The 14,475-nt window shown below is 49.8% G+C and carries 16 protein-coding genes; 6 read left to right on the forward strand and 10 right to left on the reverse strand.

The window, feature by feature from the left end:
- Nucleotides 1-101 precede the first annotated feature (101 nt).
- Together ACKFKH_RS00410 and ACKFKH_RS00415 are read right to left on the reverse strand one after the other, a co-directional pair.
- On the reverse strand, nucleotides 102-962 hold the full coding sequence (locus tag ACKFKH_RS00410) for a CPBP family intramembrane glutamic endopeptidase (protein WP_446856237.1): 861 nt from the start codon (nucleotides 960-962) through the stop codon (nucleotides 102-104).
- Nucleotides 963-1,020: 58 nt separating this feature from the next.
- Nucleotides 1,021-1,434 (reverse strand): AbrB family transcriptional regulator, encoded by a 414-nt coding sequence (locus tag ACKFKH_RS00415; protein ID WP_446856238.1) that lies wholly within the window; start codon nucleotides 1,432-1,434, stop codon nucleotides 1,021-1,023.
- 574 nt (nucleotides 1,435-2,008) lie between these two features.
- Between ACKFKH_RS00415 and ACKFKH_RS00420 the strand changes: the two genes are divergently transcribed.
- Nucleotides 2,009-3,019: a succinate dehydrogenase/fumarate reductase iron-sulfur subunit gene (locus ACKFKH_RS00420; RefSeq protein ID WP_446856239.1), complete on the forward strand. Its 1,011-nt coding sequence runs from the start codon at nucleotides 2,009-2,011 to the stop codon at nucleotides 3,017-3,019.
- Between the two features lie 183 nt (nucleotides 3,020-3,202).
- Here the strand turns inward: ACKFKH_RS00420 and ACKFKH_RS00425 are convergent, their stop codons facing one another.
- From ACKFKH_RS00425 to psbX, 4 genes are all read right to left on the reverse strand, one after another.
- Nucleotides 3,203-3,721 carry a TolB family protein gene (locus ACKFKH_RS00425; RefSeq protein WP_446856240.1) on the reverse strand — a complete coding sequence of 173 codons (519 nt, stop codon included), beginning with the start codon at nucleotides 3,719-3,721 and terminating at the stop codon, nucleotides 3,203-3,205.
- A gap of 12 nt (nucleotides 3,722-3,733) precedes the next feature.
- Nucleotides 3,734-4,273, reverse strand: a complete 540-nt coding sequence (locus ACKFKH_RS00430; protein WP_446856241.1) for a TolB family protein — start codon at nucleotides 4,271-4,273, stop codon at nucleotides 3,734-3,736.
- Between the two features lie 146 nt (nucleotides 4,274-4,419).
- A complete protein-coding gene (locus ACKFKH_RS00435) occupies nucleotides 4,420-5,175 on the reverse strand; it encodes a Ycf66 family protein (protein WP_446856242.1) in 756 nt (251 codons plus the stop codon).
- A 237-nt stretch (nucleotides 5,176-5,412) separates the two neighbouring features.
- Nucleotides 5,413-5,532 carry a photosystem II reaction center protein PsbX gene (gene psbX, locus ACKFKH_RS00440; protein WP_446856243.1) on the reverse strand — a complete coding sequence of 40 codons (120 nt, stop codon included), beginning with the start codon at nucleotides 5,530-5,532 and terminating at the stop codon, nucleotides 5,413-5,415.
- A 156-nt stretch (nucleotides 5,533-5,688) separates the two neighbouring features.
- Here psbX and ACKFKH_RS00445 point away from each other — a divergent pair, with 156 nt between their 5' ends.
- Nucleotides 5,689-5,976, forward strand: a complete 288-nt coding sequence (locus ACKFKH_RS00445) for a YggT family protein (protein ID WP_446856244.1) — start codon at nucleotides 5,689-5,691, stop codon at nucleotides 5,974-5,976.
- 35 nt (nucleotides 5,977-6,011) lie between these two features.
- Here the strand turns inward: ACKFKH_RS00445 and accC are convergent, their stop codons facing one another.
- Together accC and ACKFKH_RS00455 are read right to left on the reverse strand one after the other, a co-directional pair.
- The gene (accC, locus tag ACKFKH_RS00450; protein ID WP_446856245.1) at nucleotides 6,012-7,364 is read right to left on the reverse strand and encodes an acetyl-CoA carboxylase biotin carboxylase subunit; all 1,353 of its coding nucleotides are present in this window, start codon (nucleotides 7,362-7,364) and stop codon (nucleotides 6,012-6,014) included.
- A 95-nt stretch (nucleotides 7,365-7,459) separates the two neighbouring features.
- The gene (locus tag ACKFKH_RS00455) at nucleotides 7,460-8,158 is read right to left on the reverse strand and encodes a TIGR02117 family protein (protein WP_446856246.1); all 699 of its coding nucleotides are present in this window, start codon (nucleotides 8,156-8,158) and stop codon (nucleotides 7,460-7,462) included.
- 178 nt (nucleotides 8,159-8,336) lie between these two features.
- On the opposite strand from ACKFKH_RS00455, the gene ACKFKH_RS00460 reads away from it, so the two are divergent.
- From ACKFKH_RS00460 to ACKFKH_RS00470, 3 genes are all read left to right on the forward strand, one after another.
- Complete coding sequence (locus ACKFKH_RS00460; RefSeq protein WP_446856247.1) at nucleotides 8,337-8,990, forward strand: Uma2 family endonuclease; 654 nt, start codon at nucleotides 8,337-8,339, stop codon at nucleotides 8,988-8,990.
- Nucleotides 8,991-9,111: 121 nt separating this feature from the next.
- The gene (locus ACKFKH_RS00465; protein WP_446856248.1) at nucleotides 9,112-10,419 is read left to right on the forward strand and encodes an aminopeptidase P N-terminal domain-containing protein; all 1,308 of its coding nucleotides are present in this window, start codon (nucleotides 9,112-9,114) and stop codon (nucleotides 10,417-10,419) included.
- Nucleotides 10,416-10,673: a TIGR03643 family protein gene (locus ACKFKH_RS00470; RefSeq protein WP_446856249.1), complete on the forward strand. Its 258-nt coding sequence runs from the start codon at nucleotides 10,416-10,418 to the stop codon at nucleotides 10,671-10,673. Before ACKFKH_RS00465 ends, ACKFKH_RS00470 begins: the two co-directional genes overlap by 4 nt.
- Before the next feature lie 6 nt (nucleotides 10,674-10,679).
- On the opposite strand, the gene radC is transcribed toward ACKFKH_RS00470, so the two are convergent.
- The gene (radC, locus tag ACKFKH_RS00475) at nucleotides 10,680-11,411 is read right to left on the reverse strand and encodes a RadC family protein (protein WP_446856250.1); all 732 of its coding nucleotides are present in this window, start codon (nucleotides 11,409-11,411) and stop codon (nucleotides 10,680-10,682) included.
- A 145-nt stretch (nucleotides 11,412-11,556) separates the two neighbouring features.
- Between radC and ACKFKH_RS00480 the strand changes: the two genes are divergently transcribed.
- Nucleotides 11,557-12,453, forward strand: coding sequence for a peptidoglycan-binding domain-containing protein (locus ACKFKH_RS00480; RefSeq protein WP_446856251.1), 897 nt, complete (start codon nucleotides 11,557-11,559; stop codon nucleotides 12,451-12,453).
- Nucleotides 12,454-12,549: 96 nt separating this feature from the next.
- Here ACKFKH_RS00480 and thrS read toward each other — a convergent pair whose 3' ends face one another.
- Nucleotides 12,550-14,367 carry a threonine--tRNA ligase gene (thrS, locus tag ACKFKH_RS00485; protein WP_446856252.1) on the reverse strand — a complete coding sequence of 606 codons (1,818 nt, stop codon included), beginning with the start codon at nucleotides 14,365-14,367 and terminating at the stop codon, nucleotides 12,550-12,552.
- Nucleotides 14,368-14,475 lie beyond the last annotated feature (108 nt).

Consider the following 14,475-nt stretch of genomic DNA (forward strand, 5'->3'; position numbering starts at 1 on the left):
GAGAAAATGTAAATTCGCAGAAATGCCTCACTGCAACTGTCAATCTGGGAACGCCTCCCAAATCTATGAAAGAAGCTTGACAACGTAGCGAAAAGACTTGATCAAACTGACACTGCACTAAAAATGGCTCTAAGCGGGATCAGTAGCAGTCCGGTTGCTAAGAGAAACAGCAGACCCATTACGCCCTCTAGCGGCTTGCCTGCTGGGCCAGTGAGCCACTCTGGGGCATCTTTTTTGAGGTGAATCAATTGCGCGGAGTCAAGAGTCGCGATCGTCCACACCCATCCCGCATGAAGCCCCCAGGCCAGCCCAAGACTTCCAGAATTTGCCCCCAGCGCTAGACAAAGCACCACGCCCATTAGAGAGAGTCCAGGAAGCTGAGGAATGTTTTCTTTGCCTTCCCAGACTAAGTGAAGCAGGGCAAAAATCAGACTGGACGCGATCGCCGCTGTCCAAAAATCAAACCCTGTCAAAAGCTGGTTAAAAAGAAATCCTCGAAACACTAATTCTTCAATCCCGCCTACCAGCAGTCCGAGTAATAGGGTGGGCAGTAAAACAGCAGCTAGTTTCGTCCCAGGCTCACTACGCCACTCAAGCCAGCCCAAAACCGTTTGTAGGGTAAAAAGCAGAATTAAACCGATCGCACCCAACCCAAGCCCGATACCGAGAGAAGAGAACGTTTGTCTATTCCAAATCAGACCATAGCTGGAGAAGGGGACATTCTGAATCCAGGCAACACCCCAGAGAACGATCGGAGCCAGCAGATACAGTGAAGCAACCAGCGGCAGCTTTTGGCGAACGTCTAAAGGCTTGAAAGGGTGCCACTTGAGAAAGGCGGCCAGGGGAATGGCGATCGGGAGCCAAACCAGAAGCCAACCGACAAAAAAAACGCCCACCCTCACCCACACAGGAGCTTCTGCAAAGGCTGCAAAAAACTGGGACGTGCGATCGAGCGTAGGCATAAATTTTTCCAAAAAACAGCAGCATCAAGACTCGATTTGAAGACAGTCTTTCTGAGTGCTATTCTTCTTCTTCCTCAAGATGAACTCCGTTTTGACTACTCTTATCAGCGTCAATCTGAATGAGATGAATATGCTTATAGCCCAGCTTAATTTCAAACTCATCTCCGGGTTTTAAGCCCATCGCCTTGGTATAGGCTGCACCGATTACAATTTGACCGTTTTGATGAACACTGACGCGGTAAGTTGGCTCACGCCCCCGACCATCTTTAGACCCTTCTGGGCTAAGTGGAATTCCCCTAGCGACCAACAAAGCATCATAAAAATCAGTCAGATTGACACGGGTTTGGTTGTTTTTAGTAACCGTGTAATAGCCGCAGCGTTTGGCAGTTTCCCGCCGAGGCAAGTGCGACAGTTCTTTTACTTTTTGAAGTAATGCCTTCCCTGTCAAAGGGGCAGTTGCAGTTTCAGTCATCTGCTACAGAATATCCCTACGATTTCTGAGTGGTAAATAGAGTCAATTTTGAATGTTTGACTTAATAAAATATATCTCCAATCTGCAAAACTTGAACAGTAATTTTCAATATTTTTTTTGGTATTAATAATTTCAATAATAATTTCGATCGAGCCTTGCCCTTTCTCAAACTTTCTCAAATCGATGGTGAATGGAAGTTGTTTCAATACGCCTCATCTAGGCGAGACAAAAATTTTCTATTTTGCAGATGTCTTAAAGAAGTTGACGTTAAACTTTTTGGACAAATCGGCTCACCTTGAGAAATTTTACTTATCCAAAAGCGATAATCTATGCATCGATATTGACAGGTCGTAACTCAGCCAATCCGCTTAGAGGCTGGTGATGCGCTAGATTGATTACAAGGGAATTGGGCCGACTGCCCGCAACATTTAAAGCGAGAACTGATGAAGCTGCTTTTTTCGTAACAAGCTATTAAATGCATAGATAATTTATTACTAAACAGGAAATCTCTGACTGATTTTTTAGCTCAACTCTCGACTGCTCACCCTCCACATTTCAAGGTCTCGTTATCAGAATGCAAGTTGTTTTTAAAGTCGTCCGGCAAAATCAGGGCTACGCTCCTGCCATTCACTCCTACAGGCTGGAGGTTGAGTCAGGAAACACAATTCTCGACTGTCTCAATCAGATTAAATGGGAGCATGACGGGACGCTGGCTTTTCGGAAAAACTGTCGAAATACGATTTGTGGCAGTTGTTCAATGCGAATTAATGGGCGATCGGCTCTAGCCTGCAAAGAAAATGTGGGTAGCGAAATTGCCCGATTTCCCTCGGATTCTGAGGTGCCCGAAATTACCATTGCTCCGATGGGTAACATGCCCGTGATCAAAGATCTGGTGGTCGATATGCAGGGATTTTGGGCTAATCTGAAAGCCGTCGATCCCTACGTGAGTACCGCAGCGCGGCAGATTCCAGAACGCGAATTTCTCCAAACTCCAGAGGAGCGATCGCAGCTTGACCAATCAGGAAACTGTATTCTCTGTGGAGCCTGCTATTCAGAATGCAATGCCCGCGAGGTCAATCCTGATTTTGTCGGGCCTCATGCCCTGGCCAAAGCCTATCGAATGGTGGCAGACAATCGTGATGACCAAACCGCCGATCGCCTGGAAAAGTACAACGAAGGAACGGCGGGCGTTTGGGGCTGCACGCGCTGCTATTACTGCAATAGTGTGTGCCCGATGGAGGTTGCGCCAATGGATCAAATTGGCAAGATCAAGAACGAGATTTTAGTCGGCAAAACGGGGCAAGAGAGTCGATCGATTCGACATCGCAAAACGCTGATCAGTCTCGTCAAACAAGGCGGCTGGATCGATGAGCGGCTGTTTGGGTTGCAGGTGGTAGGCAACAGTTTTAGAGATCTGAGAGGGCTGTTGAGCCTTGCGCCTTTGGGATTGAAGATGATCAGCCGTAAGAAGTTTCCGCTTAAGTTTGAGCCGTCTGAAGGGGTGAAGGAAGTGCGATCGTTGATTGAATCTGTTCAATCTTATGAGGCACAATCAAAGGGTTCTATCACGTCTTCTAACTCATGAGTTCTCAACCTCCCGCCCCAAACAATCAAGATCCCCAGTCAGAACCTCCCGCTTTTGGCTGGAAACCTTACGCAGAAAGGATCAACAGCCGATTTGCCATGATCGGGTTCGCCGCTTTGCTGATTCTTGAATTCTCGACAGGCCAGGACTTTTTTAGCTGGATAGGCTTAAGATAATCACCTTCTACTGGGGATCGGTTGGAATGTTGAGGGGCTGTCCGGTGCGATCGTAGAGCAAAATATCCCACTGCCCTCTAGCGTTTGACTCAAAGGCGATCGTACTGCCGTTGGCGCTAATGGTGGGATTTCTGACTTCTGAACGTAGATTTTCGGTCAAGTTGCGAAGCTGGCGAAGTTCTCGATCGTACAGATAGATCCCCGTTCTGCCTTGCCGACTCCCCGCAAAAACAATCAACCGCCCATCTTCAGAAATGTCAGGGTGAGAAGCCATCAAATCGAGTGCATTGAGTCCCGGCAAATCAATTAAGCGCTGCTCGATCGTGTCGTACAGATAAATATCTTGTGTGCCCCGACGATCAGAGGCCAGCACGATGTAGCGCTTTGTAATCCGAGGGTTTATTTCTGCATAGGGACTGTTGAGACTGCGCCCTCCCGGATCAAACGGAAACGTCAGCAACTGATTGCCCCCACAGCTATGCAGCAAGGGAACGATCGCCATCCACACCAAAACAGAACGTTTCACGCCAAAAATCTCTTAGGGAGCAGACCGACGATCGCCAGGAAGATCCAACTCCACAAAGGCCCCGCGATCCAAGACTTCGACATCCCACTGCCCACGAGTACTGCTTTCAAAAGTGACATAGCGCCCATCGGGGCTGATACTCGGACGGCGCACCCAACCTGGATAGAGCGACATCAAAACCTGGGGCTGCTGAGTAGCTCGATCGTACAGGCGAATTTCTGGAGTGCCGCGATCGCTGGCCATGTAAACCAGGTAGCGTCCAGTGTAGCTGAGACTGGGACTTTCGGCGATCGCGTCGGGTCGATTGAGGCGTGGCAATTCAACAAACTGTTGTTGCTGTAAGTTGTAAACCAAAATATTGCGGCTGCCGTTGCGGTTCGACACCAATGCCAGCAGGCGAACGTCTCCACTCAGGGCAGGCTGTTCTTCGTTGTAGCGGGTGTTGAGAGCGGTGGAGCCGATCGGCATCCCCGCAGGAGGGGCGCAGGCTGTCGTTCCCAGAAGGGCGAGTTTTATGGATAGAGAAAGTAATCGACCAAACAGCCTTTTCACAGCCTAAAAATTCCAGTTCCAGAAACCACACAATCAGCTTGACGAAATGCAGAATACAGCACGCCCTCATAGCAAATCCCCCCGACTTCACAAATTGTAGGAAGCAACGGGAGGATCAACGTTTCAGCGATATTCAGAACAAAAGGCTAAGAATTTCCCCAGTTGTCGTTTTCGTCGTCATTGGACTCGATCGGACGGTACTCGACATAATCATCAGATGGGCGGACAACTTCTCTGCGGCGAGAAGACGCTTCATCATCGGTAGGGCGAGGTCTTCTGGGACGGCTAGCAGGAGGCGTATTGCGGCTGCGAGATCGGTCGTCGGCTCCCCAAGCACTGCCATATCCGTTCGATTCGGAGGTCGCATCCATGATCGAGTCATCTGCGCGAGGGCGACGACGGGGACGATCGTCAGAATCGATTCGAGGGTCAGGATTGCGGCGGGTTGTGGGGCGGCGACGACTGTCATATCCATCGCGCTCAGAGCGGACTTCTCGGCTGCCTTGAATGCGAGGACGGCTGACGCGATCGTTGATCACTTCTTGGTCGTCAAACTCAGCGTTGTAGGTCGTTTTGTAGCTGCGGCTCACAGGACGATCGCTGTCCACGATGGGCGTATTTTTCTTGGCCTGCTCGGTCGAAACCTTTCTCAGACGCAGATTCTCGACGACAAAGAAAATCGAGGCCCCCGTCAGCAAAACTTGACCAAACTGCATAATCGGGTCAAATCGCCAGCCATAAAAAATCAAAATCAAGCCACACAGTAGCCCGACAGCAGAAAAGAAAATGTCGTGATCTCTAGATAACTCAGGGCGCGTCGATCGCACAGCATAAAGGGCTGCTCCACCGACTGCGAGGAGAATACCTGAGACGCTTGCAAGATTGAACTGAAAATTAACCATTCCCGGTCTCCTAGGTAAGTCCCATGTTAGCGAGTTATGCCTAAAATCTCTACTTTCAAAGTCATAGATTTGTCTCAGATTTCAAGCGATCGCACCGTTGATTAGACCCCAAGTTTTGCCCGTCAAAGCAAAAACCCCAGTTTTCAAGGCGACTGCCTCTACTTTAACTGAGGTTTTAATCGTAAGAGGATGGTTCTGAGCAGAACCTGAAAAAAGATTGTCTTGAATTTTGACCAATTAAGAGCGTCTAATTTTATCTTTTTGGCTAATGAAAATGAGTCCGATCGTAGCCGGAACCAGCACAATAAAAAGACCAGCGGCGAGGCTTCCTAAGAAGTTTGCTAAAGAAGGAGTCATGGATTTGAATGTCCTTTTGTGAACAACAAGCAAGTAATTCTAATTTTACGGGTTCAGTTCCCCCTTGCATAGCTCCTTTTCAAACCGATCGAGCAAACTGAGGGAGCCGAGTAAAGTTAGAATTGAGTTACAAAGCTTAAAGATTTTGACTCTCTTATGGATTTTTCGACAATTGCTGCTGGGTCGCTGAGTATCCTGCTTGGCTTGATGACCTTTTTATTCATTTTCCGAATTGTTTTGACCTGGTATCCACAAGTCGATTTGACCCAGTTTCCGTTCAATTTAGTAGCTGCTCCGACGGAGCCGTTTTTGTCGCCCACTCGCAAAGTGATTCAGCCGATCGGGGGGGTGGATATTACCCCGATCGTTTGGGTGGGTATTTTTAGCCTTGCTAGAGAAATTTTGCTCGGACAGCAAGGTCTGATCACAATGGCGATGAGATAGGCGATGAGATAGGAGAATTCGGACTCACCGTTTTCCTACTTCTTGTTCATCATCACGCTTTCTACAAAATTGGTGTAGATATCACCTTTGAGGAATTCTGGCGTTTCGAGAATCTTTTGGTGGAAGGCGATCGTCGTCGGCAATCCCGTTACGGCACATTCTCTCAAGGCCCGCTTCATGCGGCGGATAGCAGAGGGGCGATCGCTGGCCCAGACGATCAGTTTGCCAATCAGCGAATCGTAGTACGGCGGAATTTCATAATCGGTGTAGACGTGAGAATCCATTCGGACACCCGGCCCGCTAGGAGGCAGATACCCACTGATGCGACCGGGACTGGGACGAAAGTTGTGTTCGGGGTCTTCGGCATTGACGCGACACTCGATCGCATGTCCCCGCAAAATTACCTGATCTTGAGTCAGGCTCAATTTTTCGCCCTGAGCGATGCGAATCTGTTCGGCAATCAAATCGATCCCGGTGATCATTTCGGTCACAGGATGCTCGACCTGAATGCGAGTGTTCATTTCCATAAAGTAAAATTCGCCGGACTGATCCAGCAAAAATTCCACCGTTCCGGCACCGACGTAATTAATCGACTGAGCGGCGGCCACGGCGGCGGCTCCCATTTTTTCGCGGAGGGCAGGAGTCAATGCAGAACTGGGGGCTTCTTCTAACAGCTTTTGGTGACGACGCTGAATTGAGCATTCCCGTTCGCCTAAGTGAATCACATTGCCATAAGTGTCTGCCAAAATCTGAAACTCAATGTGGCGAGGCTTTTGCACAAACTTCTCTAAATACACCCCAGAATTGCCAAAGGCGGCTTCTGCTTCTCCCTGGGCGGCCATGTACATTTTGCCGAGTTCGTCATCGGTGTTGACCAGACGCATTCCTCTGCCGCCTCCGCCCGCCGTCGCCTTGATGATCACGGGATAGCCCATCGATCGCGCGATCGTTCGAGCCTCGTCTTCATCCTGCACCAATCCCTTACTTCCAGGAACCGTCGGCACCCCGGAGCGCTGCATCGTTTTTTTGGCGGTTGACTTGTCACCCATCGATCGGATCGAGTCGGGAGACGGCCCAATAAACGCAATCTGGTGGTCGGCGCAAATTTCGGCAAAGCGGGCGTTTTCGGCTAAAAACCCATAGCCAGGATGAATGGCCGTCGCATTGCGAGTCAGAGCCGCGGCGATGATATTGGGAATGTTGAGATAACTTTTGCTGCTGGGAGGCTCACCAATGCACACGGCTTCGTCAGCCAATTGCACATGGAGAGAGTGGCGATCGATAGTGGAATGAACCGCAACAGTACCGATCCCCATCTCCTCACAGGTGCGAAGGATTCGTAGGGCAATCTCTCCCCGATTGGCAATCAGAATTTTCGAGAAACGCATTGTCTAATTTTTGTTCTGTAATGAGTAGAATAGCGCTTCTGAGTCCCCCCAAAAGCCTCGCAGCGATTCTCAACATAACCTATGCAGTGGTCATTTTAACGATCGCATTCACAGCCCTGAATTTGTCTCATCACTGAGGAAGCCAGTCCTGACCAGAGGGGCGTGTTGATATTGGCGGCCCTCAAACTATTGGCAGCCCAGGTATTACAGGTTTTTAGCGCAGAATAATGTCCCGTACCTTCATAAAATCCGCTCGTCTCGTTGCCGCCGTCTTGAATGCGAATCGGAGCGCCTTTTGCGTCGCGTTCAAAGGAGTTTTGAATGAAGTCAACCATCTGAGAATAGTCTTTTTGACTGACTCCAACGCACTTGATTTCAACGCCTTTTTTTTGAGGCAGATCTGTAAACCCCTGGACATACATTGCGGTTGGATTTCCAGGCATGAATAAAGCTCTGAGAACGTTGGTGATTCTCACTTCTGACCAGTTTGGCGTGTTCATATAAAAGTCGCGATCGCCCCAGCCAAATTTCAGATATCGATAGTTCTCTTGCGAATCTCGACCAATCTTTTGTATCGGTAAAAACTGGTTCCAATCATTCGTTTGATTTCGGACAGGCAAAATCAGATTGACGTGCATTTGATCGCCCTCCACATAGATTCGATAAGGACTATCACAGGTTTGTGAGGCGTTCCATCTTCGGGGGGTAAAGTACCCGATCGCCAACAGAGAAGCCACGACGAAAACCGAACCCAGAAAAACCTGACCGCTTCGCTTGAAAAACTTACCGTTCACCTTCTTCTCCTTAAACTCTTGCGTCCAGATCTGTTCTAACTTGCTGCGATCCCGCCTTTGATCAAACTCAGACAGAATTGCGATCGGGGAAACCCTTCAGACGAGAGCGACCCCTTGTGAGTAACTCGAAGAGATCGCAGTAAAATCAGAAAGTAGAACGGTGTCGAAGGAAACGAGCATGGCGAAGAAACCCGCTCCTACTGAAAAGAGAGTGACGTTATCAGGCGTAAGTTGGCAACAGTTTGAGACGTTACTCAATGAGTTGGGCGCTAATCGGGTCGCCAGAATGACCTACGATCGCGGCAAGCTTGAAATGATGACCCCGTTGGAGGAGCATGAACGCTGTAGTCGGCTGATCGAGTCGCTGATTCTCGTCTTTGCGGATGAACTGGTTTTGCAAGTTAGCTCGATCGGTTCTGTATTGCTCAAGCGCCCTGATCTGTCCTGCTGCATTCAGCCCGAAGCGTCTTATTACCTGGATAAAGAAGTCGAAATGCGCCGTCGCGCAGAACTTAATCTCGAACAGGTTGCGCCACCGGATCTGGTACTGGATATCACCATCAACAAAAGTACGTTGAATCAGTTTGCAATCTATGCGGCGATGGGCATCCCAGAAGTCTGGCAATATGTGACGACGATCGGCGACGACGTGCTAAAAGGCAATCTGATGATTTATGAATTGCAGGGCGATCGCTACATCCAATCTGCAAACAGTGTGGCGTTTCCGCTGCTGCCTGCCAAACGAGTGCTGGAATTTCTGGAACAGAGCGACTCGATCGGCTTGGCACAGTCTCTCATCTTGCTGAGAAGTTGGATCAAGGAGAAACTGTAGGTTTCTAAAACATCAACTTTCTAAAACGCCTGCCATTTCTCAGAAGTTGGTTATTCAGAAATTCTTTGTTCAAAAATTCTTTGTTCAAAAACAATCGTAGTAAACTCAAAACGGCTTCATGATGCAATCAGAATTTTGTCAACGGCGCGAACAGTTCATGGCAAAGATTGGCAACGGGACGGCGATCCTGCGAAGTGCGCCAGCGGCTGTCATGCACAACGATGTGGAATATAACTTTCGGCAAGACAGCAACTTTTTTTATCTGACGGGGTTCAATGAAGCGAATGCAGTTGCGGTGTTAGCTCCCTGGCACGAGACGCACAAGTTTATCCTCTTCGTCCAGCCCAAAGATCGAGACAAAGAAACCTGGTCAGGCTACCGGATTGGAGTCGATGCCGCTAAAGAACAGTACGGCGCAGACGAAGCGTATCCCATTAGCGAACTCAACGAAAAACTGACGCAGTATGTCGAAAAAGCCGATCGCATCTTCTATCATCTGGGGCGCGATCGCACCTTCAACCAAACTATTCTCGATCTCTGGCAACGGCTGATGGCCACCTACGATAAAACGGGAACTGCCCCGATCGCGATCGAAGACCCGGCTCCTTTGCTGCATCCTTTACGCCAAACCAAAAGTGCGAGTGAATTGGATCTGATGCGAAAAGCGGTGGCGATCGCGGCCGAGGCTCATCAGTTAGCCCTTGAAATGAGAAAACCTGGCTGCTATGAGTACGAAATTCAGGCAGAAATGGAGCGGTTGTTTCGACTGCGGGGCGGCGTAGGAGCAGCCTATCCGTCGATCGTCGCGTCGGGGGTAAACGCTTGCATCTTGCACTACACCGAAAATAATCGCCAAATGCAGGATGGAGAATTGCTGTTAGTTGATGCAGGCTGTTCTTACGATTACTACAACTCCGACATCACGCGCACCTATCCCGTTGGCAACCAATTCACTCAAGAACAAAAAATTCTCTATGAACTGGTGCTAAAGGCTCAACTGAATGCGATCGAGCAAGTCCAGCCCGCCGCGCCCTGGAATTTGTTTCATGATGCCTCAGTGAGAACGATCGTCGAAGGCTTAATGGATCTGGGACTTTTGCAAGGCGATATCGAAGAAATCATCAAAGAAAAGAAGTACAAGCCGTTTTTTATGCACGGAACGGGTCACTGGTTGGGCTTGGATGTGCATGATGTGGGTGTTCGGCAAATTGGCGAAACCTGGCAAAACTTTCAACCTGGGCAAGTCGTCACGGTCGAACCTGGAATCTACATTCGTCCCGACTTCCAACCCTTTGAAGGTCAGCCCGAAGTGCCCGATCGCTGGCGAGGAATCGGTATCCGCATTGAGGACGATGTGCTGGTGACTGAAACTGGACGTGATGTGTTGACAGCCGCAGTTCCCAAAACAGTCGAGGCGATGGAGCGATGAATTTACCAGACTTGAGCAGCGAAGCGATCGACCGCATTCTCGAAATGGCATGGGAAGATCGAACTTCATTTGACGCGATCGAGACTCAGTTTGGTCTCAGCGAAAAGCAGGTAATCGCCCTGATGCGTCGAGAGATGAAGCCGTCCAGCTTTCGCATGTGGCGAGAACGAGTCACCGGACGCAAAACCAAGCATCTGAAGGTTCGGGAATTTGTAGAGGGACGCTTTCGATCGCAAAACCAAAAGGGTTCATAAAACCTGCTAATCTCCCTGGGGTAGCTCATTCCACAGCGAAGTGGTTTGTCTCAGACTGAGGTAATCGCCATTGCCCAAAATCAGGTGATCTAAGACAGGCAACCCCAACAATTGAGCGCCAGAAAGCAATTGACGAGTGAGCGAAATATCTTCAGGGCTGGGTTCAAGATTGCCAGAGGGATGATTGTGAGCCACGATCGCACGAGTCGCCCCCTGCCGGATCACTTCTCGAAAAATATCGCGCGGATGAGCTAACGTCTCGGTTGCGGTGCCGATTGTAATGATCTGAGTGCCAATCAGCCGATGCTTGACATCCAACAACACGATGGCAAATCGTTCTTGAGACTGCCACATCAGATCGTGACTCAACGCCGCCGCTGCCACTGAGGGATCATCGACCACCGTTTTGTCTGCCGGACGAGATTGATAGACGCGCTTGCCTAGCTCGATCGCAGCCAAAATTGTCGTCGCCTTGGCGGGCCCAATCCCTGGAATCTGCGTCAACTCTTGGATGCTGACTTCGCGCAAGACTCCCAACGGATCGCGCTGATGTTGACCCAACTGCTGCAAAATGTACTGTCCCAACCCAACCGCAGACAGTTTGCCCGCTCCTTGACCTGTGCCCAGCAAAATAGCAATCAGTTCAGCCGTTGAGAGACTTTTGGAGCCTTGAGCCATCAGCCGTTCACGCGGACGTTCGCTTTGGGGCAGATCAGCAATTCTGAGATTGTAGGTCATGCAGAGACAAGAGAAATTTGAATCGTTCGTCTATTAATCCCGTGAGCCTTGGACGGGTAGCACTTCGATTTGTCAAGAACAGAGCATTTGAGAAAATCTCAGAATCAGGTAAATTCTCAAGGTAGACCAGTGAGGAGTGTGTCAGATGAATAATGGATTTGGGATGACGATCGCCACCGTTTTAATCGGGACAGCGGTGAGTGTGCAGCCAGCCTGGGCAGTTCGGAGTCAAGACTATGCGCCAGAGCAGTTTATTTCAGTGCTAAATGGGTTTGGCTATCCGGTGTCGCTTAGTGCCCCGTTGACTGACCCGATCGTGCAGCAGGCGATCCGTGATTTTCAGGCTCAAAATCGGTTGCCTGTCGATGGCACACTCAATCCACCGACTCAAGACAAAGCTGCCGAGTTGGTGCGTCAGTTGCAAACTAATCTCAATCGAGTGATTCAGCCCAGTCCCCAGCTACCCGGAAGTCAGTTTTATGGCAAACAAACCGAGAGTGTCGTCAGGCTGTTTCAGCGACAAAATGGCTTACCTGAGACGGGAATTGCCACCTTTGAGACTCGTCAGCGCATCAGCGATATTCTCAACGACGCAACCCCCCGAAACCCAACCACGCCTACACCCTCTTCGAGTTCCCCGCAAGGAGTCGCGTCGCCGCCAACGCCTTCTGTCCCTTTGGGCAATCTCTACAACGAGTCAGAGTTTCGGCTGGTTTTGCGAGGGTTAGGCTATGACATCAATCCTCAGCGTCCGCTCACTGATGGGCCTACGATCGCTGCGATTCGAGACTTTCAGCAGCGCTATGGATTGTCTGTGAATGGTGGGGCTGACCAACCAACTCAAGAAAAAGCCGCCGCGATCGTTCGTAACTTGCGATTCAGTCTAAGAGTCGTGCTGAAGAGTGATTTGCCTATCGATCGCTATTACGACACGCCCACTCAAGAAGCGGTCAGAGCCTTTCAAGCACGAGTTGGGCTAGGTGTAGACGGCATTGCAACCGTGAGAGTACGTCAAAGATTGGATGCCGAGGCGAAGCGGTAGTGTCCTCATCCCATTCAAAATTGATCTCTAACAGCCGATAGAGTTTCATACGCACTTATTCACAAACTACAAATCCCTTCAAGGTGAAAGCGAATTCTAGAAGTTGCCGTGGTTTTCGTTGGCTTGTTTTAGGCGATCGAGCACTTCACTCACCGCAACTGCCCCCAACTCACCGGATGAACGAGTCCGAATACTCAGCGAATTAGCTTCCACTTCTTTGGCACCAACCACCGCCATCACCGGAATTTTGTCCTTCTCTGCATTGCGAATCAGCTTGCCTAAGCGATCGCCACTCAGATCCACTTCAGCCCGAATGCCCACCGCCAACATTTGCTCAACCACCTGTTTGGCAAACGGCACAAACTCATCACCCACCGCCAACAGCCGAACCTGAATCGGAGCCAGCCACACGGGAAAATCGCCCGCATACTCTTCGATCAAAATGCCGATCAGCCGTTCTAACGATCCAAATGGCGCACGGTGAATCATCACAGGTCGTTTGCGAGTGCCATCTTCCGCGACGTATTCGAGATCAAATCGTTCGGGTAAGTTGTAATCAACCTGGACGGTGCCCAACTGCCACTCACGATCGAGCGCATCACTAAAAATAAAGTCCAGTTTTGGGCCGTAAAATGCGGCTTCACCAATGCCTTCAAAGTAGTTCATGCCCAAAGTTTCGACCGCACGACGAATGGCACCCTGAGATTTGTCCCAGGCTTCATCAGAGCCAATGTACTTATCCGACGCGGGATCACGGAAGCTCAAACGCGCTTTAAAGTTCTTGAGTTGCAGACTTTTGAACACCGAAAGAATCAAGTCCACCACGTTGAGAAACTCAGCATCTAGCTGCTCAGGCGTGACAAACAGGTGAGAATCATCAACGGTAAAGCCGCGTACTCTGGTCAAACCACCCAATTCGCCTGATTGTTCGTATCGATAAACCGTGCCAAACTCCGCCAACCGCATGGGAAGTTCTCGGTACGATCGCAATTCACTCTTATAGATCTGAATGTGAAATGGGCAGTTCATCGGCTTCATGACAAAGCCTTGCTCACTTGCGGCCGCTTCCGAATCTTCTGCCATCAGAGGAAACATGTCCTCTTTATACTTTTGCCAGTGTCCAGAGGTTTTGAACAGGTCAACTCTGGCAATGTGAGGCGTGACGACTGGAAGATAGCCCCGCTTGAGTTGTTCTTTTTGAAGAAAACTTTCGAGGGTCGATCGTAGCACCGTTCCTTTGGGTGTCCACATGGGCAGACCGGGGCCAACCAGATCCGAGAAGATAAACAAGCCGAGTTCTTTGCCCAGTTTGCGGTGATCGCGCTTCAGGGCTTCTTCTTTGCGGCGTTTGTATTCGGTTAACTGTTCAGGTGTTTCCCAGGCGGTGCCATAGATGCGTTGGAGTTGGGCTTTGGTTTCGTCGCCGCGCCAATAGGCACCTGCAACACTTTCGAGGTCGATCGCATCTGGTTTTAACTCAGCCGTATTCTCAAGATGCGGCCCGGCGCACAAATCCCACCAGTGTTCGCCCAGGTGATAGAGCGTGATGGGTTCTTCTAGCCCTTCCAAAATCTCTAACTTGTAGGGTTCATTAGTCGCTTTGATGCGGCGTTCGGCTTCTTCGCGACTGACTTCTTCGCGTACCACAGGTAGTTTGCGATTGATGATTTTGATCATCTCTTTTTTGATCGCCTTCAGATCCTTTTCGGTAAACGGTTGAGGATTGTCAAAATCGTAATAGAAACCGTTTTCGATCCAGGGCCCGATCGTCACTTGCGCTTTAGGAAATAGCTTCTGCACGGCCATCGCCATCACATGAGAGGCGGTATGACGAATTTTTTGCAACACAACAGATTCGCTGGTCTTGGGCAAGTGAAGTTTTTCGGGCGGGTTAGAAGATTCTTCGGCAGACATGAGATCACGAGATAAAAGTTTTACGCTCTGAGTTGAGTCCTGAGAAGAAATCCTCTCTTCTCGCTAAGACTCTAAAACTCGTTGCCTTTACTATCTTACCGATCCGCC

The organism is Phormidesmis sp. 146-20 (assembly GCF_052939475.1).

Excerpts from the sequence above, each read along its gene's own strand:
- ACKFKH_RS00410 (WP_446856237.1), bottom strand. The coding sequence starts at position 962 with ATGCCTACGCTCGATCGCACGTCCCAGTTTTTTGCAGCCTTTGCAGAA.
- ACKFKH_RS00415 (WP_446856238.1), bottom strand. The coding sequence starts at position 1,434 with ATGACTGAAACTGCAACTGCCCCTTTGACAGGGAAGGCATTACTTCAA.
- ACKFKH_RS00420 (WP_446856239.1), top strand. The coding sequence starts at position 2,009 with ATGCAAGTTGTTTTTAAAGTCGTCCGGCAAAATCAGGGCTACGCTCCT.
- ACKFKH_RS00435 (WP_446856242.1), bottom strand. The coding sequence starts at position 5,175 with ATGGTTAATTTTCAGTTCAATCTTGCAAGCGTCTCAGGTATTCTCCTC.
- psbX (WP_446856243.1), bottom strand. The coding sequence starts at position 5,532 with ATGACTCCTTCTTTAGCAAACTTCTTAGGAAGCCTCGCCGCTGGTCTT.
- ACKFKH_RS00445 (WP_446856244.1), top strand. The coding sequence starts at position 5,689 with ATGGATTTTTCGACAATTGCTGCTGGGTCGCTGAGTATCCTGCTTGGC.
- accC (WP_446856245.1), bottom strand. The coding sequence starts at position 7,364 with ATGCGTTTCTCGAAAATTCTGATTGCCAATCGGGGAGAGATTGCCCTA.
- ACKFKH_RS00460 (WP_446856247.1), top strand. The coding sequence starts at position 8,337 with ATGGCGAAGAAACCCGCTCCTACTGAAAAGAGAGTGACGTTATCAGGC.
- ACKFKH_RS00465 (WP_446856248.1), top strand. The coding sequence starts at position 9,112 with ATGCAATCAGAATTTTGTCAACGGCGCGAACAGTTCATGGCAAAGATT.
- ACKFKH_RS00470 (WP_446856249.1), top strand. The coding sequence starts at position 10,416 with ATGAATTTACCAGACTTGAGCAGCGAAGCGATCGACCGCATTCTCGAA.
- radC (WP_446856250.1), bottom strand. The coding sequence starts at position 11,411 with ATGACCTACAATCTCAGAATTGCTGATCTGCCCCAAAGCGAACGTCCG.
- ACKFKH_RS00480 (WP_446856251.1), top strand. The coding sequence starts at position 11,557 with ATGAATAATGGATTTGGGATGACGATCGCCACCGTTTTAATCGGGACA.
- thrS (WP_446856252.1), bottom strand. The coding sequence starts at position 14,367 with ATGTCTGCCGAAGAATCTTCTAACCCGCCCGAAAAACTTCACTTGCCC.